This is a genomic window from Caballeronia sp. LjRoot29 (genome assembly GCF_964252755.1).
In the GTDB taxonomy this organism is placed as follows: domain Bacteria; phylum Pseudomonadota; class Gammaproteobacteria; order Burkholderiales; family Burkholderiaceae; genus Caballeronia.
The window spans coordinates 110,165-133,575 of sequence record NZ_CAXUPU020000022.1 but is presented as its reverse complement, the minus strand read 5'-3'; the positions used below and the strand labels follow the sequence as shown (position 1 = coordinate 133,575).

Here is a 23,411-nt window from a genome sequence, read left to right as displayed (position 1 = left end):
GCTAGCACTAAACGCGCAAAGACCTGGAAAGCAGCAACCCGGCATAGCCCCCGACCGCTAACGCAGAACCCGTGCAACCCGGCATTGAACCAGACCGCTAACCCCAGACCCTCGCAACTGGCACTAACCCCACCGACCAACCTCGCTCCCCCCAACCCCAAGTGCGAACGAACACCCCCCGTCATTGCATAACCTTCAGCCACCGCGCTTTGGCCTGAACACCAGGCTCCGATGCCCACCATTCCTCCGACATCAACGCCTGCTTAGCCGCATTCTCCGGCGAACTCGGTAATTCGCTTGCCCGCTTAGCCGTAATCTTGCCAGTCTTGAACGCAGCCGGATTACCCGGACCATAGTCAATATAAAGCGGCAGGTTAGCCTGCAATTCCGGCGACACCGCCACATTCACAAACTGGATCGCCGTCGGCAGATTCGGCGCATTCTTCAATATGCACAACTGCGTGTTTCGCAAAATGCCATCGTTGTAAGTAAGAGCCACGTCCGGATTGTCCTTCTGCACCGCACTCGCGCGGCCATTCCAGATCATCTCCATGTCTACCTCGCCGTCATGCAGCAATTGCGCCGACTGGTCGCCCGACGTCCACCACACAGTAATGTCGGGCTTGATCTGCTGAAGCTTCTTGAAGGCCCGGTCTACATCGAGCGGATAAAGCTTGTCACGCGGCACGCCGTCCGCGAGCAACGCGGCTTCGAGTACCGTTTGCGGATCATTGCGAAGCGCTCGCGTGCCAGGAAACGCCTTCACGTTCCAAAAATCCGCCGAGCTCTGCGGGACCTTCTTGAGCGCCTTCTTGTTGTAGCCAATCACCGTCGAATAGAACTCGTAGGCAACCGAATAAGGCGTTCGATACTGCTCCGGCATGGCAGCCGCATTCGGCAGTTTGCAAAAGTCCAGCTTCTCCAGCAGGCCTTCGCGGCCGCCGCGCAAACAGTTCGACGTTGGGGTATCCACTACATCCCATATCGGTTTGCCGGTCGCGCAATGCGCCTTGATCGCCGGCCATGCGTCAGGGATGCTGTCCTGGTTGACCGTAATCCCAAGCAGCTTCGCGGCGGGATCGAGAATGGCCTTGGTCCTGGGCCTCCTGATAACTGCCGCCTTGTGACACGAAAGTGATCTGTCCCGCGGCGAAAACGGGTCCGGTCGAAACAAGACCAATAAGCAGCGACAGTGCGATGGGGCGGAGCGACAGGTTTCTCATCGACGGCGGTCCTGATGGTTGAGTGGTTCGGCTGCGGGTAACGAAGAAACGCGCCAAGCAACGTGCGCAGGAATCAACATGAGAAGTCGCATGCGACTTGCCTGTTGATACAACGTCTGCCAAGCGATCAATGTAATGTCTGCATCTTGCCATGCGGTTCAGCCGGACTCACACGCTCAAGCGACCCCTGTTGCAATGCAAGGCAAGGCGCGCAAGGCTGACATGGGAAAAATATAGGGGCCATTTTTGAGGAGGCAATGCCGCAATTGTTTGAGTACCCATAACGTGGGGTAATGACCAGCCCTGCCATGATTGCGGCTTTGCAGGATCCAACAATAACTCTTCGAGGCCATGAATTGCCCACGGGGCAAGAACGCTTCTTGAGCGTTCATCCGGTTCTTTATGACCCACGTCGCGGATCATGACATTGATCCGCCGCCCCCTTGCCGCTTCCAGATGCGAGCGCGCAACGGAGATGTCGGCCGTACAAACCCGCTCGACGTAAGGCCTGCATTGCGACATGGTTCGTCGCAGCACTTTTCAGTGAGCAGTTCAAACGCGTGGGCGCAGCGGACCGGGAAATCCTCCGACTTTAGGGGTTTCAGCCCATTCAGCCCATCCCGAGCGCATACATCGCAGGTCATCGTAAGCGCAGTTCGTCGTGCCATGATGACAATGCGCACGGTCGTCTCCTAAACGATGAATGCAGGAAAATTCGCCTGCATTTCTTTGAATTTGTCGTGTTATGCCATCGTTAGACCACCGCCAGAGCGCGCAAAATAGGCGGGTCAAGAACCAAGGCCGGCCCCAAGGAAATCTATGGCGATCAACACATTCGGCGGACTATGCGACCTGGTCGGCCGTCATCGCAGCAGTGTCGTGATGCGGCTGCTCGCTACCGTGTTCCTGTTCAGTTGCACGGTCACGCTAACGCTTACGGCGCTTCAGCTTTATCGCGATTATCACCGTGGGGTCACGCTCATCGAAAGCCGCCTTGCGGAAATCGATAGCAGTTATCGCGGTAGCCTGGGCGAAGCGCTCTGGCGGCTCGACCGTCCGCAACTCGAACTCCAACTTGACGGCATTCTCCATCTGCCGGACATCCGGCTGGCCGAAGTCACCGAGGTGATCGCCAGCGACAGCTCCATGGTGGTTGCCGCCGGAACTCGTTCGCGCGGCCCGGTCATGGTGCGCAGTTTTCCGATTGTGTATCGCACCCAGGGTCACGAGGAATCGATCGGCACGCTGCGTGTGGAAGCAACGCTCGACAACCTGTACAACGAACTGCTTAAGACCGCATTGGTGATCTTGCTGAGCCAGGGCGCCAATACTTTTCTGGTGTCGCTATTCACCATCTATATCTTCTCGCGGCTCGTCACGCGCCATCTCGCCACGGTGGCGCGGCGCGTCGAAAGCTACGACTTCCGGCAGGCGCCGCAAGCCTTCACGCTGCAGCGCCGCCGGCCGCGCCGTCCAGATGAACTCGAACGGGTAGTGGCCGCGTTCGACTCCATGTGCGCGCGCCTCCACCGCGCGTATAAAGACGAACGCGAAGCAGCCGAAGGCCGTGAAGCGAGGCGCACCGCCGAGGCGGCCAATCGCGCGAAATCCGAATTCCTCGCCAACATGAGCCATGAACTGCGCACGCCGCTGAACGGCATCCTCGGGTACGCGCAAGTCCTTGGCCGGGACCGGACGCTCAGCGAGCGCCAGCGCGACGGGCTCGGCGTGATTCAAAGGAGCGGCGAACACTTGCTTGCGCTGATCAACGACATTCTCGATATCGCGAAGATAGAGGCCGGCAAAATGCCGTTCGATATTGTTGCCGTGCCACTCCCCGGGTTGCTTGGAGACGTCGCGGAAATCATTCGCGTGAAGGCTGAGCAAAAGCAGCTTTTCTTCATATGCGAAGCCGCGCGCGACGTCCCCAACGCCGTGCGTGCCGATGAACGCCGGTTGCGCCAGGTACTGCTCAACCTGCTGGCAAACGCGGTGAAATTCACCGACAGCGGCTACGTAAGTTTGCGAGTGGCGCTCTTGCAGAATGGCCGGGTCCGCTTCGGGGTGGAAGATACCGGAATCGGCATTGGCGACATGCAGCGCGAGCTGATCTTCGAACCCTTCGAGCAAACCGGCGATGAACAACGGCATCGTGGAGGAGCCGGGCTTGGCCTTGGCATCAGCCGGCAACTCGTGCGTTCGATGGGAAGCGAGATCCTGGTCGAGAGCCGCAAAGGCGAGGGCAGCACCTTCTGGTTCGACCTCGAAGCGGTTCCTGCACCATCCTCGTCAGCCGCCACCAATCCAGCATGGGTGGTCACCGGCTACACGGGAGCGCGCAGGAGCGTGCTGGTTATCGACGACGTGGCCACTAACCGCGCGGTGGTGGTCGACATGCTGGAACAGATCGGCTTCGACATGATTGAAGCAGCCAGCGGTCAGGAAGCGCTGGAGAAAGCTCAGGTGAAGCGTCCATCAATAGTCCTGACCGATATCGTGATGAGCGAAATGGACGGACTCGAAACCATGCGCCGCTTGCGGCTGCTGCCGGACTTTACCGGCGTGCCGGTCATCGCGATCTCCGCAAGCCCGACAGGCGGCGACGAAAAGCGCAGCCTGAGCGCGGGCGCTGACGCGTTTGTCGCGAAACCCATTCATCTCGACACGCTGCTCGCAAAGATTGCCGCGCTGCTTGCGCTCTCCTGGACTTATGCGCCACTTGGCGAGCCGCTGCCCCAACCCGCGGCAATGATGCCGTGCCCGGCCGTGCCCTCGCGTGAAATGCAGGACCTGCACCGGCTTGCACGCCAGGGCAACATGCGCGAGATCGTGTTGTGGGCCGAACGCATCGCGTCCCTCGACGAGCGTTACAGCGCGTTCGCTGCGGAGTTGCGCTCGCTTGCGAAGAACTATCGGACCAAGGCGATCGTGCAATTCGTCGAGCGCCATCTTGAAGGGGGACAAGCGTCATGAATAATGCGGCTATCGACCTTGCACCCCCGGAGCTGGAACCGCCTTCAGTCCTGATCGTCGACGACATGCCCGCTAACCTGAGTGTGGTCGTGGAGAGTCTCGAAGGGCAGGGCTTTCGGGTGCTGGTCGCACTGGATGGGCTGGAAGCGCTCGAGCGCGCGGCGTTCTCGCAACCGGATCTCATCCTGCTTGATGTCAAGATGCCCGGCATAGACGGCTACGAGACCTGCCGGCGGCTTAAATTGAATAGTGACACCAGCGACATCCCCGTGATCTTCATGACGTCGATGTCCGCGAGCGCGGACGTGATCGAAGGGCTGGCAGCGGGCGGCGTGGACTATGTGACCAAGCCAATCCGCGTTGACGAAGTCGCGGCGCGTATTGGCACGCATCTGGCATTGCGCACGCTGCAGCAGCAACTCGTGACGCGGAACATGCAGTTGCAGCACGAAATTGCCGCACGCGAAAAGACGCAGAAAGCGCTAAGCGATGCCCGCGACGAACTCGAAGCGCGGGTAGCGCAACGCACTGAAGAACTGGCGCGGGCCAACCGCAGCCTCAACCTGGAGATTGTCGAACGCCGGTACGTTGAGGCGCGGCTAAAGGAAAGCGAGGCGCGGTTTCGCGCGATTGTGGAGACGAGTCCGGTGCCGCTGTGTATTACGTCCATGCCGCAAGGCGACATCCTGTACATGAACCAGCCGATGCGCGAACTCTTCGGGCTCGATACGACGCAAGCGGGGCTTGGCAATATTATCGACTTATATGCATTGCCCAAGGAGCGCGGCGAACTGGTCTGCCATCTTCGCGACGAAGGATGTCTGCGTAATGCCGAGCTAAGTTTCAGGCGACCCGACGGCACTTCGTTCTGGGCCGTCGCCAATGCGCGGGTCGCGACTTATGGCGACGTTCCGGCCATTTATGTAGGGCTTTACGACATCACGGCGCGCAGGAATGCCGACGAGAAACTGCGCGCGAGCGAAGCGAGTCTCGCCAACGCCCAGCGCCTGGCTCGGCTCGGCGACTGGTCATGGGATCGCGATAGCGGGATCACGCACTGGTCGACCGGGCTCTACCGCATCCTCGGACTGGAGAGCCTGGTCGCGAAGCCGTGTTATAGCGCTTATCTCTCGCTGGTTCATCCCGACGACCAGGCCATGGTCAGGCGCGCGGCGCGCGGTCTGCTTGCCAAGGGACAGTCCTTTGGCATCGATCATCGCATCACGAGTCCCGATGGGACGACACGTATTGTCCGGCTTCAGGCAGAACGCGTGGATACCCAGGAGGGGCAGTCGTGGGGGATTGTCGGCACTGTTCAAGACATCACCGAGCGCAAGCGTACAGAAGAGGAATTGCTGGCGTCGCGCGAGCAATTGCGTGAGTTATCGGCGTATCTGGAGGCAATCCGGGAAGAGGAGCGGCGCCGTATAGCATTGGAGATTCACGACGAACTGGGTCAGTTGCTCACCGCGCTGAAAATGGATGTTGCGCTGCTCAAGATGCGCGTAGTCGCGGACGCTGAAGCGACCCGGAAGATAGACGATATCCGCGAACTGGTAGAAAAAACCATCTGGATGGTGCGCAACGTGGCGAGCCATTTGCGACCGGCGGCGCTCAACTTCGGTATTGTGTCGGCCTTGGAGTGGCTTTCTGAAGACTTTAGCCGGCGCAATGGCATGCCTTGTCAACTGGTCGTGCGAGGCGGTGAACCGAGCCTTGTGGACGCCCATGCAACCGCCGTATTCCGTATTGTCCAGGAGTCGCTCACGAATGTATCGCGGCATGCCGGCGCGTCGCGTGTGGCGGTGACGCTCGTCAGCACGAACCGGGCGCTCGATCTTCGAGTCAGCGACGACGGTCAGGGCTTTGACCCGGACTCCGCGCAAGGCGGCTATTCGTATGGCTTGCTGGGCATGAGCGAGCGGGCGCGGCTGATAGGCGGGACGCTTCAGGTCGACAGTGCGCCAGGTGCTGGAACGATGGTTTCAATCAATTTGCCGCTGGATAGCGGACGGGAAAGATGATCAGTATTTTTATAGCGGATGACCACGCAATCGTGAGAAGCGGCCTGAAGCAGATCGTAGCCACGACGACTGATATTGCCGTAGTAGGGGAAGCCGCGCATGGGTCTGAAGTGGTGGACAAGTTGCGTGCTTGCCGCGTGGACCTGCTGTTGCTCGATATGACCATGCCCGGCATTAGCGGTGTGGATTTGATCCGGCGCGTGCGGGCTGAGCAACCCGCATTGCCGATCCTCGTGCTGAGCATTCACAACGAGGGGCAAGTGGTCTCGCGGGCGTTACGCGCGGGTGCAACGGGCTATGTGACCAAGGACAGCGACCTTGAGGTCCTGCTCGCCGCAATCCGCAAGCTGGCGGCGGGAGGGCGCTTCATTGACCCGAAGCTGGTCGATGCAATCGTTTTCGATTCGCCTTCCAGCGACGGCCCGCCGCATGAGATTCTCTCTGACCGAGAGTTCCAGGTGCTGCAAATGCTGGCGGCCGGAAACAGCATCAATGATATTGCCGAGGTGTTGTCGCTCAGTGCAAAGACGATTAGCACGCACAAGATGCGGCTCATGCAGAAACTCGGGCTCACTAACAACTCTGAAGTGATTCGTTATGCGGTCCGGCACGGGCTGGTGACTGAGTGAGCGCATGAAAGTAAGAAAATGAAAGATTCAAAATGCACATTTGAGTCTCGACGCGGCCCCGGACACTGAGCAGGTTGCGTGTCAGGAAATCCTTATAGTCGTTGCAGGATTTCCCTAGATCAAATGCCGCTTGTACCGACTGGAAAATGAAACGGAACCAGATAGCATGGTGTTATGCGAAAGGGTGCGAGGAGCGTTCGATGAATCCGCCGGCACCGGCAAAACCCCAAGTCTTTCGCTAGGGATCATAGTGGTCGCCAGAGACCGCCGCGGTTCAAGCGCCAGTCTGTTTGTAAGGTGTTTTCAAGGCGGGTTGAAGCGATTGCCATTATGCTTAGGCACTATCTTTCGCTTGCGGTCCGGCTTCTCTAGTGTTCTTTCATCTGAATGGCTCTTGGCAAGTAAACGGTCGTTTGGGACGGCTTTGATAAAGCGTGGCCGGGTGGCAGCGTGTCGACCCTGGTGTGTTTTTGCGGAGATCCCATGGACAGCGAACTCGGGCTGCAGGTGCAGGAGGATGTGCGTGAACTTACCGGCTGGATCAGCGTCTGGTACGACCAGGCGGTCGCCGCGCGGTTTATCAGCCCACCGTTCATTCTTGATGAAACCACAGCAGATCGTCTTCAAGGTTACTTCGATGTAGGCCTGACGCCAGACGATGCCGTCCATGCTTTTTTCGGTGTGATGCACTGAACATAATGTTCATCTCGCGCTGCCGAAAACGGTGGTCGCGACAAGTTTGTAGAACCTTCAGCGGCACATGCGCCGGGGAGGTTGAGATGTAAGCTGGCTCTCAGTTCTAGCCCTCCCCTCGGAGCTAGAATTTCAGGCGTCGTGTTCGCACGACGCCTTTTTTTTGGCCTTCGCAGATAATCGCCCCGGGTATGAAATCAGCCCGACACATAAGGCCCATGTTGCAGCTCCGATTTCTCCAGCGCGGCCAGCACGGCGTCGAACACAAGCCGTACGCGGGCGGGCACCGGTCCTCGCTGCGGCCTGTAGACGTAGACCGGCCACGGCTCTGGCGCAATGTCGTCGAGTACGCTGATCACCTTGCCCGCGCGCAGCAGGGGCAGTGCGAGATAACTCACGACCTGCCCAAACCCCAGCCCCGCCACCACGGCGCGGCACTCGCACTCGCCATCGTCGGTCTGAAACGCAAGGTTGGTCGGCGTCATTTGCTGCCCGTTGGAAAACTGCCAGGGCCACGCTCGCCCGGTGTTCCTGTCGATAAAACCAGTTGCCGGTAGCAGCGCAAGTTCAGCGAGGTCTGAAGGACGGCCCACGCGTGCTATCAACTTAGGACTCGCAATGACGGAGAAGCCCACGTGCGATGCAGGGCGCACCACGAAACGACTGTCTCGCATGAAGCCGATCCGTACGCCAATATCGATCTGCTCGGCAATCGGGTCGCTGATTGCATCGGACAGACGCAGGTCGAGGGTGATTCGCGGATGCTTCTCGGCGAGACGCACAAGCGCGGGCATCAGAAAACGTTCGCCGATGGACTTCGGCGTGGTCAACCGGACCAGGCCCGCAATCTCGGCGTCGATCTCGCTGTCTTTCGGTCTCAAGAGATCGTCCATCTGCTGCACGAGTTCACGTGCGCGCTGCGCAAACGCTTCTCCTGCTTGCGTGGCGCGCACGCGCCGGGTGTTGCGGTGGAAGAGGATTTCGCCCACCAACGCTTCCGCTTCCTGAACGGCTCGCGTGATTGCCTGAGGCGAAGTGCCTAGCCGGGTAGCGGCTTCCTTGAAGCTTTGTGCTTCAACGGCGGCACAATAGATGCGCAACATTTCAAGGCGATTTTGCATGACGGGCTCTCATATTTTGTTCCATAAAATGGAATTATGAAATCGTATCATTTCCATTGAATGGTTGACTTGCGATTCCCATACTGTCTTCTGTCGAGGGGGCCTTCGCCTTCTCAGGAACACAGGAGCCTGTCAACAATGAGCAGCACTATCAGCAATGGAATCGAAGGCAAAGTCGTTGTCATCACTGGCGCGAGCAGCGGGCTGGGTGAAGCCACGGCGCGTCATTTATCGGCGAAAGGGGCCTCGCTTGTATTGGGCGCGCGTCGTCTGGACCGGCTTGAGAGCATCGCCGCCGAGTTGCGCGAAGCGGGCGGCAAGGTCGAAGTACTGGCCGCCGATGTCACCCGCCGCGCCGATGTCCAGGCGCTGGTCGATCGGGCCGTGAGCGCTTACGGACGCGTGGACGTCGTGGTCAATAACGCGGGGTTCATGGCGATCGCGCCCGTGTCGGAACTCAAGGTCGACGAATGGGAACGCATGATCGACATCAATATCAAGGGCGTGTTGTACGGCATCGCCGCCGCGTTACCGGTATTCCAGAAGCAGGACAGCGGCCACTTCATCAACATTTCGTCGGTGGCGGGCATCAAGGTTTTTAGTCCCGGCGGCACGGTCTATAGCGGTACGAAGTTTGCCGTGCGCGCGATTTCCGAAGGCTTGCGCCACGAAGTAGGCGCCTCGATCCGCACGACGATCATCCTGCCTGGCGCGGTCGACTCCGAACTGAAGCTCGGCAGCTCCCATGAAGAGAGCGCGAAGGTAGTGGGGCAGTTTTACCAGCAGGCGATTCCTGCGGACTCGGTCGCTCGCGCGATTGCCTACGCGATCGAGCAACCAAGCGATGTCGATATCAACGAGATCGTGCTGCGTCCGACTGCGCAGGAGTTCTGATCGGTCTTGGCGATGCAATGGAGGCAAAAAAAATGCGTGCAGCTTGTTGTTTGGATCTTTGCACAACACGCTGCACGCGGAAAAACGATGATCGTCGTCCTTCCAATGCGAAAGAATCAGAACCTGTGTGTCATCGCCAACCGGGCCATCAACTGATTGCCGGTTGAGGAGATGCCCGACGAACCTGGAATATCGGCATTGTCGAATTGGGTACCCGTGTTGCCATTCACGTGTTGATAAGCGCCCTGGATATAGACCGACGTACGCGTGCTAAGGTCGTAGTCAAGCATCAAGGCGAATTGATTGTACTTGGGCATCGACCGTCCAGTGGTAGCGGAAATGTGCGCGAACGTATAAGTGTAAGACGCCGCCATCCAGAAATCAGGCTTGAAGAAGTACTGCCCATTGACTTCGAAGTTGTCAAACTTCCACGAGTTCTGCGTACCGGCCACCGGCTGATCCGTAAAGTACAAGTTGCTCGTCGGATTGTAGACATCCACATGCGAATACGCGAACGCTAACATTGCCTTGTTCGCGAACGTGTACGAGACGCCCGCGTCAATGTTCTGCTGCGAGTCGGCCGTAAAGACGGTTGTATCATTCGATACCGCGCCCGAAGCGTTGGCTCCGCCGCTATTGGTTTTCATGTACGCGAGCGCTGCGGCAAAACCCCCCATCTTGTAGGTGCCTGCGGCGCTGTACATGCGGTTCGTTGCGAACCCTCCCGCCTGATTGCTGAAGCCGTACATGGTTTCGCCAGTAAAGCCGCTAACCGTCGGCGACACATACTTGACCGAGTTCTGGATACGATAATCCCAGTCGGCGTTGTCGTTGTCGAATGGGTGCGCCGCGAGATCGCCAATGGTGTTGCCCGCTGCGGTGAACCCGCTCCACATGTCGACGGTGGGATCGTACTGGCGACCCATGGTGAACGTGCCGTACTGGGCTGACGACAAGCCAACGTAAGCTTGGCGGCCAAATTCAAGGCCGCCTTGACCGAGTTGCCCGTTGTTCGTGTTGAAGCCATTTTCCAAGAGGAAAATTCCCTTCAACCCGTTGCCCAGGTCCTCACTGCCTTTCAAGCCCCAGCGGCTGCCTACGGTGTCACCGCTGACCATTTCGTACCCGCGATGACCTTGACCGTTGCTCGTAAAGTCAAATCCCTCGTCGATCAAACCATAGAGCGTGACGCTGCTTTGCGCGTGCGCGACGGTGCTTAGGAAAATTGCCGGAATCGCGGCGGCTAGCAAGGTTTTCTTCATGTTTTCCAATCCCAATGTGTAGATTCAGACGCGCGTGTGTCGCTTGACGTCGCTTGATTTCGCTTCCTGCCGCGCGAACTTGCCGACGAAATTAAGACTTCATGAAAGCGCCCACGAAGGTTAATGAGCCGTTATTCATAGCTGCGGCGACTAACTGAAATTCTGACTTTCAGACGATGGAAGAGCACGCGCTAAAGCCCTTAGCGGCATACTGGCTAGGCAAGGGCGCAACGCTTGAGGCTTTCGGAAGAGAGGGGCAAGAACGATGCGTGTCGTGAATCAGATACACGCAACTTCCAAACAATGTGAATTGATGTATTGGGACTTTGCTTGAACGCTGCGCGGAATCCGCATAAGCGCAGAAAAAATGGACGACGTAAAAATACAGCCGCCTCGACCTTGCGTCGGAGCCACAGTGCTTACTCGGCGCTTACTTCAGTGAACCTTAAATTACTCTTCATGTTACAGCGGACTTTCCGTTTCAATCAGTTCGCTATCCTGAATCTCGTCACCCGTCGATAAACAAAACCAGTAGGCGCGGGCGACTACTCAACACCGCTGTCTTTACGGAGAACATCCATGAAACGACTTTCCGCTGCATTGATTACGCTTTCACTCGCCCTTACAAGCGCGTCGGCCCTGGCCGCTCCGAGTCTCACGCAGGCCGAATGCCACGACTATCCGTTCACGCCGCTCAAGCACACCGTCACGCATAAACAACTGATGCAGGAGTTAAGCGAACTGGAAGCGGTCGGGTATCAGCCGACTTCCGACGACAACGAATATCCGGACCAACTGCAAACCGCCGAATCCAAGCTGCATCAGGAATACCGTCGTGACTGCGTGCAGGCGCAGGTCGCAGGCAACCCGGCCAGTTCATCGGCGAACTAAGCCCTGAGCATTGCCGCGGATGACCGCGGCTGAAAAAACCGCGGACGAAGCAAACCGTCAAATCGACACGACGTGCCAAATAATGGTTCACAAAATTTTCGATGCTCCCTTAGAGGCTTTGCCCTAAACACATTTCAGTAAATATCTTTTCATGAAGCAGATGACGGACCGTTAAGGCTCACGGCGTAGTCTTAGCACCGTCAACACCGTGCCAAAACCATTCGCGGACCGCGGCGCTTAATTCACAGGTTCTCCAGGAGTAGCGACATGAAAAAACTTTTTTTCGCAGCAGGCCTTCTCTCATGCGCGGCATGTTCTTCAGCATTTGCTCAGGCACCAGCGAAACCTGCGCAAGACCAATCGTGGAAACCTCCCGTCTCCACGCTCACCCGCGCGCAGGTTGAGCGCTCGCTCGTTCGTGCTGAAAAAGACGGCCAGCTTAATTATCTCGATACAGTCGTTTATCGCGGTGCCCGCTAAGCTCAGGTAGCTTTCTGATGCCTGTCCGTCAACTTCATTCGCCGATCTCATCGGGTCGGTTGTGGCATCATTTACCCTCTGGAAGTACAGACGGTACGCGGTTTTCTGCCGATACCGACTTGGGATTGGGAACAATGACGACACGAGTGCTTACGGTAGAGGACGATCCGCTAGCAGCGAATGAGATCGTGGCAGAGCTTGAAAAATGTGGGTTCGAAGTGGATTGGGTAGATAACGGGCCCGACGGTCTCGCCCGTGCAATGAGCGGCGAGTATGACGCGATCATGCTCGACCGCATGCTTCCGGGACTCGACGGCCTGACTATCCTCACCACCTTGAGAACGGTAGGCGTGCAGGCGCCAGTGTTAATGCTAAGTGCGCTTGGCGATGTAGACGAGCGCATTCGCGGCCTGCGTGCGGGCGGTGACGACTACCTGACCAAGCCGTTTAATTCGGACGAACTCACAGCACGTCTCGAAGTATTGCTGCGACGCCGGCGCGAGGCTCCCGCACGTAATGAAACAACGCTGAACGCAGGGCCGCTTCTCATCGACCTGATTTCGCGCAAGGTGACGCGCGACGGCATTGAAGTGCCGCTGCTGCCAACCGAGTACCGGATTCTGGAGTTCATGATGCGGCACGCGGGGCAGACCATCACGCGCACCATGCTGTTCGAAGCGGTGTGGGGTTATCACTTCGATCCCGGCACCAACCTGATCGACGTTCACATGGGCCGCTTGCGCAAGAAGATCGATCCCCCCGGTGCTACCGCAATTATTCAGACCGTGCGCGGTTCGGGTTACATCCTGACGTGATCCATCTCCTATAAGAACACCTTGGCTGACTCAACGAATCGAACGCATCCCTTAGAAATGGGGCGCCGCTGGCACAACACGACCTTCCGGTGGCTTTCGGTTTACGCCGTGATCTTTGCGCTGTCGGTCATGGTGCTGATCGGATTTATTGGCTGGTCGGCAACCACGCGCATGGAGTTCGACGCAGACTCAGTGCTGCATTGGCAGCTCTTCTATTTCGGGTCCATTGATGACCCGCAACTTCCCGCGACTATTTATAGGCGCACGGAAGGCGAACATCTGAATACCAATTACTTCGGGTTGTTCGCAGCCGACGGCACGCATCTCGCCGGCGATATCCGCGTGCTGCCGTCGAACCTGCCGCTCGACCGTCAAGGTCATACACTCAACGACAGCCTGATCGTCGCCAACCAGGCAAAGTCGCCAGTTGTGCGAGCCATGGGTGTACGGCGGCGCAGCGGCGAACAGATCGTGGTCGCCCGCGATCTCACGCACGTACTGCACATTCGCGAAACGATGATCAACGCGTTGGTTGGCGGCGGCTTGTTCTGCCTGCTGGTGAGCATAGCCAGTGGCTTGTTGCTCAACCTTCGGCAAATGCGGCGAGTCCGTGATATTCGCAACGTAACGTTGCGGATAGCCGAGGGTGACCTGAACCGCCGCTTACCGATCGGCGGACGCGACGAGCTGGATATGCTTGCGCATCTGGTGAATCACATGCTCGAGGAAATTGAACGGCTGATGACGGAGGTCAAGAGTGCGTGCGACGGAATAGCGCATGACCTGCGCACGCCAGCCGCGCATATCCGCACCTTGCTCGCCAATGTGGCTGAACGCATGCACGTGATCCAGGACGACGGCGTCGCTCAAATGCTCGACCGTGCGCGCGTGGAAGCCGACATGTTGCTGGATCGTTTTGGCGCGATGCTCCGCATTTCGGAGATTGGCGCATTGAAGCGGCGCGGCGGTTTTTCATCGGTGGATCTCACAACGCTGGTTCATGAATTAAGCGAACTGTATGAACCGCTTGCCGAGGATCGGGGAATTAGCTGGGCGGTGGTGGTCGAACAGGTTGCCGCGGTGCATGGCGATCGGGCGTTGCTCTTCGAAGCGTTCAGTAACTTGCTCGATAACGCCATCAAGTTCGCGCCGGATAACGGCGCCGTGCGCATCGAGCTGACGGATCATCCGCAGGGCGCGCTGCTGGTCATTTCTGATAATGGTCCAGGCATTCCGGAGCGGGAGCGGGAAGCAGTTTTGCAACGCTTCTACAGAGCCGATCAGACGCGTCATCTGGCAGGCTCGGGACTCGGTCTCAGCATTGTGTCGGCCGTGATGCGGCTGCACGATTTCGCGCTTCGCGTGGGCGCTAATGGCACCGGTACCACGCCTGGTACGACGATGACGGTTGAGTGCTGGCCCCATGCGCTTCAATAATGCATTTTCTGATTGCCAAGTATTCCTGATCAACTGATTAACCGATTAATTGATTACCGAGTAAGAGCCACCCCTATGCGAGTTCTGCTCATTTCCACCGTCTGCACCGAGGGCGCTTATCTGCATAAGGCTTTACGTGAAAGCGCGCACAGCCTGCAAATGACCGACGACTTACGCGACGGGCTTCATCTTGCATCACAAGATACCTTTGACGCGGTCCTGATCGTGGCTGTCGATACTGAGTCCATCTGCAACCTGGCTGTGCTCTTATCTGAGTTCGCACGTTTGCCGGGATCACCCGCGATCCTGGTCGTCCTCGGACGCGCGACGCCTGTAGAAAGAGCGCGCATGCTGCGCGCCGGTGCGGACGCATGCTTCGTGCAGCCGTATTCGTTTATTGAAATGCAGGAGCGCATGCTGGCGTTGTATCGATCATCCGTGCAAGGCTTGGGCGACTCCACACTCGACCTTTCGCTGAGGCTTGATCCGCTTACGCGGGAGCTGGTGGAAGGAGACAAGCGTTTCCCCCTGACCAAGCGCGAGTTCCTGTTGATTGAGTCGCTGCTGCGCCAGCCCGATGCCCCCGTTGCGCGCGACCAGTTGATCCGATATGCGTGGCCTGACAAGGACGTCGTAGACCCGTCGAGCGTGAATCTGGTGGTCTCACGGCTGCGCCGCAAGCTTGAGTTGCACACCTTCGGTGCGCGTCTTGAAACCGTCAGCCGCTTCGGTTATCAGATCAACACGACACAGATGCCGCGTGTTCTTGCCCTGGCCGATTCTCGATCGAACGTTGAAGGCGCATAAAAAATCGTAAGCGCGATGCTCCCGTGTGGGCATCATGCGCTTACGTTGTGCATGGTTCGAGCGAGATCAGGAGCCGAAGAAAGGCTGGCAGTAATCCACCGGACCCACACAAGCATTCGGATCAGTTGATGCGCCTTGCATCGACGCGCAACCGGCGAGCGAAAGGCCCAGCGCCAGCGCGCATAGCGGCAATCGTAAGGCAGAGAGTATGCGTCTTAACCAGCTCATGGCATTACCTTGGGCGTTTACGCCTGTCATTCGAATCCAGGATTGAAAGCAAGCATTACGGCGAGTGCGTGGAGCCGGAACGGTTGCCGTAGGAGCGGTCATGGCGACCCCGCTCACTGCATCCGTCACGGCCAGTTGCGATTGACGCTTCATGCCTAGTGATGCCAGTACAGCGTGCGATTCAGGTAGTCGAGTTGGCCGTCCTGCTCGGCCTTCACAAGTTCCTGATAAACCTCCGCGCGTGTCTTCGGTGCAATGGTTTCTCCATCAGGGGGAACCCATTGACCGCTTTGGGCAAGGGTAGTGGGAGCAGCAGCTTGAGTGGATATCTGATCAGGTACCTGAACCGGCGCCGTGCTTTGTGCAAAGGCCGAGTCCGTGGCGGCAAGGCCGGTGCAGGCAAAGGTGAGGGCGATCATCATGGTCTTCATGGCGCTTTCCTAAAAGTCCGTTTAACGAGTGACCGGGTTTCGATGCAGCGCTGTGATCGTTGTCCGGTGAGTGCAGATTAACGAGTCAGCCCTGTCGGGAAAGACGCTCAAAAGTGAAGAGTTGTTTATGTAGAAGAGTTCGTGGAAAAAGCCACGCAAATAACATTGGATAACTAAGTTAAATATTTCGTGTCTGCTTTATGAATAATTCTTCATGAAGTAGCGCAATTCCGACACGTCCACGTCATGCCTGCCGCCTAAATTTGCCCGGGTCCGCATGGCGAGTCGGGCGGCTGCACTTCGCCATCGTGTCTCCGTCATGCCGGGGAGCGGAACAGCAGCCGCATCATCCTGGAATTGCACACATGAATAAAGCGTTGATCGCCTCCTTGAGCCTGATCGCGGCTGCGGTCTCTCAAGCCGCGAACGCACAAAGCAGCGTTACCCTGTACGGCACGCTCGATACGGGTATCGACTATATTTCCAACCAGAAAGCCGCAACGGGCGGCCATGCCGCGTGGGGATTGCAAAGCGGCAACGTAAGCACGAATCGATGGGGACTGAAAGGCACGGAGGATCTTGGCGGCGGTCTCGCGGCGGTGTTCGATCTCGAGAACGGTTTTAACATCGACAACGGCAAGCTCTCGAACGGCGGCGACGAGTTCGGCCGTCAGGCATGGGTGGGTATCTCAAGCTCCGCTTACGGAACCGTGACGCTCGGCCGTCAGTACGACTCCATGGTGGACTTCGTGGCGCCATTGTCGGCAACCGGCTCGGGCTTCGGCGGCAACATAGCCGATCACCCGTTCGATAACGACAACCTCAACAACGACTTTCGCATGAACAATGCGGTGAAATTTCGCAGCGTGAACTACGGCGGCCTCGTGTTCGGCGGTGCGTACGCGTTCAGTAATTCATCGAATGGCTTCAGCAACAACAGCGCCTATACGGCGGGCGCGTCGTATAACAACGGCCCGTTGAGTCTTGCCGCAGCGTACTTCCAGGCTAACAATCCGGGCGGCGTCGCACCCCCGGCCAACACGGGCGGCGCGCTCTCAAGCGGCGACGGCGATGCAACGCTGGTCGGCGGCCGCCAGCGCATCATGGGCGCGGGCGCGCGTTACGTCATTGGACCTGCGACCATCGGCGCCGTGTTCACGCGCACGACACTCGATGACCCAAGCGAGATCTCGCAAGGCGGCGCTTACGCGGCGCTTTCCGGCAACAAGCTCACGTTCAACAACTATGAACTGAATGCCCGGTACGCATTGACGCCGGCATTGACCCTAGGCGGCTCGTACACGTTCACCGACGGCAAGTTCGACACTGCGACGTCGAGTCTCTCACCGAAGTGGAACGCGTTCATGCTGCAGGCAGACTACGCGCTGAGCCGCCGTACCGACGTCTACCTTGAAGGTGTCTATCAACACGCGACCGGTGCAACGGGCGTGAACGCACTCGGTAATGCGTCGATCTACAACCTGGCTGCGTCGTCGAACGGCAAGCAGGCGGTGGTCGCGGCGGGAGTCCGTCTGCGCTTCTGATTCCGCCGTTCAGGTAACCATGTAAAAATGCCGCCGGGGCCGTTCAATGCTGAACTGCGCCCCGGCGGCTTTCTGACTTCTGCGGCTGAAATAAGCTTCAATACGCTTCAGGCGGCCTTTCCGGTCCATCCCCCACCCAGCGCCAGGATCAGTGAGACAGAAGCGGTCAGCTGCCGCGTACGCAGGTCCAGCGACGAAATCTGCGCGGTCAGTTCAGTCGTCTGCGCCGTCACGACATCCAGATAGCTCACCACACCGTCCCGATACTGCGACGTCGCCAGCGCGAGCGTCTGCTGCGCGGCGCTCAATGCCTGATCTTCATTGACCGATTCGTCGCCGAGATGATGCAGCAGCGCCAAGCCGTCCTCGACCTGCTGGAACGCGACGAGCACAGTCTGCCGGTACTTCGCACCATTCTCGGCGAGTTGCGCCCGCGAATTCGCCACGGCTGCACTGCGCTTGCCGCCGTCGAAAATAGTGAAGAGCAACTGCGGTCCCACCGACCAGATTTCATTGGGCGCCGCCAGCCAGGGCGAGAAGGTATCGCTTTGATATCCACCGTCCAGGCCAAGGGAAATGTCAGGGTAGAACGCGGCCTTCGCTACGCCGATATTTGCGTTCGCTGCCGCCACGTGCCGCTCGGCCGCCGCAATATCGGGCCGGCGTTGCAAGAGTGTTGATGGCAGTCCGAGTGGAACGTGGGGCAGATAGTTGAGGCCGACGTCCGGCGCCAGCGAGAACGACGATGCCGGCGTTCCGGTGAGCGTTGCAATGGCATGTTCGAGCAGCGCGCGGCTCGCCTGGGTATCGTCGGCGGCGGCGCGGGCCGATGCAAGTTGCGTCTGCGCCCGCGACACATCCATGCCGGACGCCAGGCCGCCGTTGTGACGGCTTACGGTCAGCTTCAGCGCACGCTTGTAGGTGTCGATGGTGTCGTTGAGCAGCTTGGCGCGCTGATCGAGGCCGCGCAGTTCGAAATAGGTCGACGCGAGGCTCGCCTGCAGGCTGAGGCGCAGCGACGCGAGATCGTCAGCGCTGGCTTCTTCCAGCGAGCGGCCCGCGCTCACCTGATTGCGCACCTTGCCCCACAAATCAAGGTCGTACCCTATGCCGACATCGGCCGTCGCCGAGTTGTAGGTCGTGGGCTGATCCGTGCCGCGCAACGGCCGGTTATCCGATTGCCGTTGCCGCGAGACATCGGATTCAGCGCCAATGGTTGGGAACAGTCCGGAGCGCGCTTCCTGAAGGTCCGCGCTCGCCTCATCATGCCGGGCAACCGCTGCTGCCACATTCGGATTGGCAGCAGCGATCTTTGCTTCGAGCGCGCTCAATACCGGATCGTGATACATGGTCCACCAGCCGTCACGCGGGATACGATCGGCGGGCTTTGCGAGCTGCCACGGGCCCGATTCCTTGAAAGCGGTGGGAATCGCCGTGGCAGGCACCTTGTAGGTGGGCGCAAACGAACACGCGTTCAGCGCGGCAACGCAGGCCACCGCGACCAGGAGACGACGCTTAACCATGCGCATGCTCCGGCTGTCCGGTCGCTGCGGCGGCTACCGCTGTCGTTGCACTGCGCACGAGTTCGCCTTCAGCAAGCGAGTCCGGCGGGTTGTTGATGATCCGGTCGCTCGCCGACAATCCCGATGCAATCAGGACATGAGTGCCGAGGTCCGTCGCAATCCTCACGTTCTTCAAATGCACGTGATTGTTTGGATCAATGACGGCAACCTGCATATTGTTGGTCCGGAAGATCAGCGCGCTCGCCGGCACCAGCAATGCGCTGCCCGTGTTCGGCAGTGCAAAGTGAACCTGAGTGTATTCACCGGGCAGCAAGAGGCCTGACGCATTGTCCACCGATAACTGCACTAGCAACGTGCCGGATGCGGGCGTGATGGCGTCGTCGGTATCGACGAGTTTTGCGTCGAAGGTCATGCCCTGTCGTTCCGGCACGGTCAGCTTCGCGGTGAGTCCCGGCTTGATCGCTGCGGCGTCGCTTTGCGGCACGTTCACATAGAGACGGAGGCGGCGCGCGTCGGAGACGGCGAACAACTCGGGGCCGGTGCCGCCGCCCGCATCGATCAACGCGCCAATATCGGTTTTGCGCGCAGTCACAATGCCGTCGAAAGGCGCTGTAATGCGTTTGAATGATTCGAGCGCTTCGAGGCGCGCGACGTTGGCGCGGCTGGCATCGACGGTCGCCTTCTTCGCGATCAGGTCGCTGGTCTTTTCATCGGCGTCCTGTTGCGAGACCGAGTCCTGCTTCAGCATCTGCGTCCAGCGTCGCGCAGTGGTCGCCGCGAGGTTTTCGTTCGCCACCGTATTGGCAAGATCGGCGCGTGCCTGTTGCAATTGCTGATCGAGATCGGGTGTATTGATCAGGCCAAGCAACTGCCCCGCTTTAACATGCGTGCCGATGTCGGCGTACCACGTTTGCAGATAGCCCGACACGCGGGCATAGATCGGTGCATTGACGAAGGCCGCGAGTTGCCCTGGTAGTTCCAGCGACTGCTCGGCTGCGGGCAACTGGGGTGTGACGGTCGCCACCGTTGGAACGGCCTGCGCGTCAGTCCAGGTCGTCAGGTCGCGCTCAGCGTGCGAGCGGCTGACGATACCGTCGGTCACCACCCCCGCGGCAATCAACGCGACGATCACGCTGACCAGCTTCAGATGCCGCAAGCGCTTGGGCGAATTGATTTCAATTTCAGTGGACATGCGATTCTCCTGATCCGGAAAGTTGGTGATCCTCTTGAATCTTGTCATTGCGATGCACGAGGCTGAACACGACGGGGACGAAAAGCAGCGTGGCGATCGTGGCGCACATCAGGCCGCCGATCACCGCACGCCCGAGCGGGGCGTTTTGTTCGCCGCCATCGCCAAGACCCAGCGCCATCGGCAACATGCCGATGATCATCGCGAGCGCGGTCATCAGCACCGGGCGAAACCGCGTGAAACCTGCTTCCATCGCGGCGACCAGTGCGTTGCCGGTAATGGCCAGCCGTTCGCGGGCGAAAGTGACGACCAGAATCGAATTCGCCGTGGCCACCCCCATGCAAAGGATCGCGCCCGTGAGTGCAGGAACGGACAGTGGCGTGTGCGTAATGAACAGCATCCATACAATGCCCGCGAGTGCCGCTGGCAACGCGGTCACGATCACAAACGCATCGCTCCAGGAATGGAAGTTCACCACGATCAGCAAGTAGATCAGCACGATAGCCGCGACCAGCCCGAGGCCCAGTCCCATGAACGCGCTGTTCATGGTTTGAACCTGGCCTCGCACGGTCACTTGCGAACCCTTCGGTATGTCCTTCGTGGTCTGGTGCACGATCGCGTTGATCCGCGCCGCAACCGCGCCAAGATCCCGGCCTTGCGTGGTCGCATAGATATCGAACAGGGGCTCGATGTTGTAGTGCGAGACGACCGCATCACCCACGCCACGTTTGATCGTCGCGATGCCACCGAGAATCTGCGCTTCGCCAGTCTTGCCGGTGACCATCAGGTTGCCAAGATCGTTGAGCGAGGACATGCGATATTCCGGCGTTTGCGCCACCACCGCGTACGACACGCCGTTGAGCGGGTTGAGCCAGTAAGTCGGCGCCACCTGGCTCGTGCCCGAGAGATTGGCCACGACCGAGTTGGTCACGTCGCCCTCAGTGATACCCAGTTCGTTGGCCCGTGTCCGGTCAACCGAGACAGTGAATTGCGGATAGGTTGTCGCCTGTTGAATACGCGTGTCGGCAATGCCCGGAATCAGTTGTACCTTGCGCAGAAGTTGCTGGGCATACGCGTAGTTGCCGGCTCGATTCGGACCCGCGACCTGAATATCGATTGGCGCCGGTGAACCGAAGTTGAGAATCTGCGAAATGATGTCGGCCGGCAGGAACGAGAAGGTCACACCCGGATAGGCACGCGGCAGCAGCTTGCGCAATGTCTTGACGTATTCGGCGGTTGGCGCGTGGTCCTCGTTAAGCGAGATGAGGATATCGCCGTCCGATGGTCCCATCGTGCCGCTGTTGTTATAGGTTATGTTGATGCCGCTGTTGGGCAAGCCGATATTGTCAATGACCGCCCGCAACTGGTTCGGCGGAATAGTCCGGCGAACCGTGTTTTCCACGTGATCGAAGAGGTCTGCGGTCTGCTCGATCCGCAAGCCGACCGGACCCCGCACATGCAACGCGATTTCACCCGAGTCGATGTCCGGAAAAAAGTTGCGCCCCAGATAAGGTGACAATAAAAAAGACGCTGCGACCACCGCGAGGAAGCCGATGATGAAAAGCTTGCGGCTGCTTAGCGCCATTCCCAGCAGGATGCGGTAGATGCCACGCAAGCGCCCGAACAGGTGTTCAAAACCGCGCTGGAACCGGACCAGTGGATTTTTCGAAGGCGCATGATGCGTCGTGCCGTGCGGGTCCATGCTCGCGGCAAGCTCACCGGACGCATGACCACCTGACACGTGCGGCCGCAGCAGGTACTGCGCCATCATTGGCACGAAGGTACGTGAGAGCACGAACGAGGCGATCATCGCGAAGATCACGGCCTCGGCCAGGGGCACGAACAGGAAACGTGCAATACCGTCGAGCAGCAGCATGGGTACGAACACAATGCAAATGCACAGCAGCGAGACCAGCGCGGGCGTCACGATCTGCGCGGCGCCGTCGAGGATGGCGTCCCTGACGGGCTTGCCCTGTTCCAGATGCCAGTTGATATTTTCAATGGTGACCGTCGCATCGTCGACGAGAATACCCACCGCTAGCGCGAGTCCTCCGAGGGTCATTACATTGAGCGTCTCGCCCATCGCGGACAGCGCTGCAATAGCGGCCAGCACGGCAAGCGGGATGGACGACGCAATGATCAGCGTGGAGCGCCAGCTTCCCAGGAACAACAGGATCATGAGCGACGTCAGGGCAGCGGCAATGATGCCTTCGCGCGCCACGCCGCTAACCGCGCCCTTCACGAATACGGACTGATCGCCCATGGTCTCGAGCTTGAGTCCGGGCGGCAAGGTCTCGCGGATCAGCGGCAGCTTCGCCTTGACGCCCGCGATAATGTCTAGTGTGGAAGCCGAACCGTTTTTAAGAATGCTCATCAGCACGGCGCGGTGACCGTCGAGACGCACGATATTGCTTTGCGGAGGATTGCCGTCGCGAACGTGGGCTATATCGCGGATATAAATGGTTGCGCCGTTGATCGTCTTGACGGGCAGGTTATTGAGTTCGTCAAGTGCAAGCGGGCTGTTGTTCAGCTTGATGTTGTATTGAAAGTTGCCGATCTTCTCGGTCCCCGCCGGCACGATCTGGTTCTGCTGCGCCAACGCGTTCGCCACGTCCGTGGCGGACAACCGGTCCGCCTGCAATGCGTTCGGATCGAGGTCGATCTGCACCTCGCGCGTCTTGCCGCCATACGGCGTCGGAATCGCCACGCCGGGTACGCTCAGCAGCGCAGGCCGAATGAAGTTGGTCGCGTAGTCGGCCAGCTTCTGCTCATCGAGCGTGTTGCTGGTGAGCGCGATCTGCAGGACCGGAACCGTCGACGCGTTGTAGTTCAGGATCTGAGGAGGCGTAATGCCTGGCGGCATTTGCTTGAGTACCGTCTGCGAGACGGAGGTGACCTGAGCAGTCGCCGTCCTGATGTCGACAGTCGGCTGGAAGAAGATTTTGACGATGCCATAACCGCTGAACGACTGCGATTCAATATGCTCGACATCGTTGACAGTGGTCCCAAGCGTACGTTCGTAGTACGTGACAATCCGGCCTGACATGTCGTCCGGCTGAAGCCCCGCGTAGTTCCAGATCACACTGATGACGGGAATGCGGATATCGGGGAAGATGTCCGTCGGCGTACGGAGTGCCGCGAGCGGACCGACCAACACGATCAGCATCGCCAGCACGATGAACGTATAGGGCCGAGTCAAAGCTAATCGGACAATTTTCAACATTGAGAACGGCTCCGTTCAGGGGCG

At 58.9% G+C, this 23,411-nt stretch carries 17 protein-coding genes and 1 pseudogene; 11 read left to right on the top strand and 7 right to left on the bottom strand.

The features are described 5' to 3' along the window. Positions 1–181: 181 nt before the first annotated feature. Positions 182–1,223, bottom strand: a pseudogene (locus ACSQ83_RS22815) (ABC transporter substrate-binding protein). Between the two features lie 819 nt (positions 1,224–2,042). On the opposite strand from ACSQ83_RS22815, the gene ACSQ83_RS22810 reads away from it, so the two are divergent. The 4 genes from ACSQ83_RS22810 to ACSQ83_RS22795 all read left to right on the top strand — a co-directional run bounded on the left by ACSQ83_RS22810 (position 2,043) and on the right by ACSQ83_RS22795 (position 7,542). Next, positions 2,043–4,196, top strand: a complete 2,154-nt coding sequence (locus ACSQ83_RS22810; protein ID WP_436229697.1) for an ATP-binding protein — start codon at positions 2,043–2,045, stop codon at positions 4,194–4,196. Continuing rightward, entirely contained in the window at positions 4,193–6,220 is a 2,028-nt protein-coding gene (locus tag ACSQ83_RS22805) for a response regulator (protein WP_436229696.1), read from the top strand. Before ACSQ83_RS22810 ends, ACSQ83_RS22805 begins: the two co-directional genes overlap by 4 nt. Next, entirely contained in the window at positions 6,217–6,849 is a 633-nt protein-coding gene (locus ACSQ83_RS22800; protein ID WP_414950311.1) for a response regulator, read from the top strand. Before ACSQ83_RS22805 ends, ACSQ83_RS22800 begins: the two co-directional genes overlap by 4 nt. A gap of 483 nt (positions 6,850–7,332) precedes the next feature. Further along, entirely contained in the window at positions 7,333–7,542 is a 210-nt protein-coding gene (locus ACSQ83_RS22795) for a hypothetical protein (protein ID WP_414950310.1), read from the top strand. Positions 7,543–7,739: 197 nt separating this feature from the next. On the opposite strand, the gene ACSQ83_RS22790 is transcribed toward ACSQ83_RS22795, so the two are convergent. Further along, positions 7,740–8,663: a LysR family transcriptional regulator gene (locus tag ACSQ83_RS22790; RefSeq protein ID WP_414950309.1), complete on the bottom strand. Its 924-nt coding sequence runs from the start codon at positions 8,661–8,663 to the stop codon at positions 7,740–7,742. A 138-nt stretch (positions 8,664–8,801) separates the two neighbouring features. Here ACSQ83_RS22790 and ACSQ83_RS22785 point away from each other — a divergent pair, with 138 nt between their 5' ends. Next, positions 8,802–9,557, top strand: a complete 756-nt coding sequence (locus tag ACSQ83_RS22785) for an SDR family oxidoreductase (protein WP_414950308.1) — start codon at positions 8,802–8,804, stop codon at positions 9,555–9,557. 116 nt (positions 9,558–9,673) lie between these two features. On the opposite strand, the gene ACSQ83_RS22780 is transcribed toward ACSQ83_RS22785, so the two are convergent. Next, positions 9,674–10,819 carry a porin gene (locus tag ACSQ83_RS22780; RefSeq protein ID WP_414950307.1) on the bottom strand — a complete coding sequence of 382 codons (1,146 nt, stop codon included), beginning with the start codon at positions 10,817–10,819 and terminating at the stop codon, positions 9,674–9,676. 579 nt (positions 10,820–11,398) lie between these two features. Between ACSQ83_RS22780 and ACSQ83_RS22775 the strand changes: the two genes are divergently transcribed. The 5 genes from ACSQ83_RS22775 (at position 11,399) to ACSQ83_RS22755 (ending at position 15,249) form a co-directional block, all read left to right on the top strand. Next, complete coding sequence (locus tag ACSQ83_RS22775; protein WP_414950306.1) at positions 11,399–11,710, top strand: DUF4148 domain-containing protein; 312 nt, start codon at positions 11,399–11,401, stop codon at positions 11,708–11,710. A gap of 267 nt (positions 11,711–11,977) precedes the next feature. Further along, positions 11,978–12,190 (top strand): DUF4148 domain-containing protein, encoded by a 213-nt coding sequence (locus tag ACSQ83_RS22770; RefSeq protein ID WP_414950305.1) that lies wholly within the window; start codon positions 11,978–11,980, stop codon positions 12,188–12,190. Positions 12,191–12,324: 134 nt separating this feature from the next. Beyond that, positions 12,325–13,005, top strand: a complete 681-nt coding sequence (locus ACSQ83_RS22765; RefSeq protein ID WP_414950304.1) for a response regulator transcription factor — start codon at positions 12,325–12,327, stop codon at positions 13,003–13,005. Between the two features lie 57 nt (positions 13,006–13,062). After that, on the top strand, positions 13,063–14,442 hold the full coding sequence (locus tag ACSQ83_RS22760) for a sensor histidine kinase (protein ID WP_414950303.1): 1,380 nt from the start codon (positions 13,063–13,065) through the stop codon (positions 14,440–14,442). A gap of 75 nt (positions 14,443–14,517) precedes the next feature. Then, on the top strand, positions 14,518–15,249 hold the full coding sequence (locus ACSQ83_RS22755) for a response regulator transcription factor (protein WP_414950302.1): 732 nt from the start codon (positions 14,518–14,520) through the stop codon (positions 15,247–15,249). 383 nt (positions 15,250–15,632) lie between these two features. Here the strand turns inward: ACSQ83_RS22755 and ACSQ83_RS22750 are convergent, their stop codons facing one another. Next, the gene (locus ACSQ83_RS22750; protein WP_436229695.1) at positions 15,633–15,908 is read right to left on the bottom strand and encodes a DUF4148 domain-containing protein; all 276 of its coding nucleotides are present in this window, start codon (positions 15,906–15,908) and stop codon (positions 15,633–15,635) included. 365 nt (positions 15,909–16,273) lie between these two features. Here ACSQ83_RS22750 and ACSQ83_RS22745 point away from each other — a divergent pair, with 365 nt between their 5' ends. Then, positions 16,274–17,452 (top strand): porin, encoded by a 1,179-nt coding sequence (locus ACSQ83_RS22745; protein ID WP_414952454.1) that lies wholly within the window; start codon positions 16,274–16,276, stop codon positions 17,450–17,452. Between the two features lie 107 nt (positions 17,453–17,559). Here the strand turns inward: ACSQ83_RS22745 and ACSQ83_RS22740 are convergent, their stop codons facing one another. Genes ACSQ83_RS22740 through ACSQ83_RS22730 form a run of 3 tightly spaced genes read right to left on the bottom strand, consistent with a single transcriptional unit; the run spans position 17,560 to position 23,387 of the window. Next, positions 17,560–18,975 carry an efflux transporter outer membrane subunit gene (locus ACSQ83_RS22740; protein ID WP_436229694.1) on the bottom strand — a complete coding sequence of 472 codons (1,416 nt, stop codon included), beginning with the start codon at positions 18,973–18,975 and terminating at the stop codon, positions 17,560–17,562. Next, complete coding sequence (locus ACSQ83_RS22735) at positions 18,968–20,167, bottom strand: efflux RND transporter periplasmic adaptor subunit (RefSeq protein WP_414967297.1); 1,200 nt, start codon at positions 20,165–20,167, stop codon at positions 18,968–18,970. The genes ACSQ83_RS22740 and ACSQ83_RS22735 overlap by 8 nt, the downstream gene beginning before the upstream one ends. Beyond that, positions 20,157–23,387: an efflux RND transporter permease subunit gene (locus ACSQ83_RS22730; protein ID WP_436229693.1), complete on the bottom strand. Its 3,231-nt coding sequence runs from the start codon at positions 23,385–23,387 to the stop codon at positions 20,157–20,159. The genes ACSQ83_RS22735 and ACSQ83_RS22730 overlap by 11 nt, the downstream gene beginning before the upstream one ends. Positions 23,388–23,411: the final 24 nt, after the last annotated feature.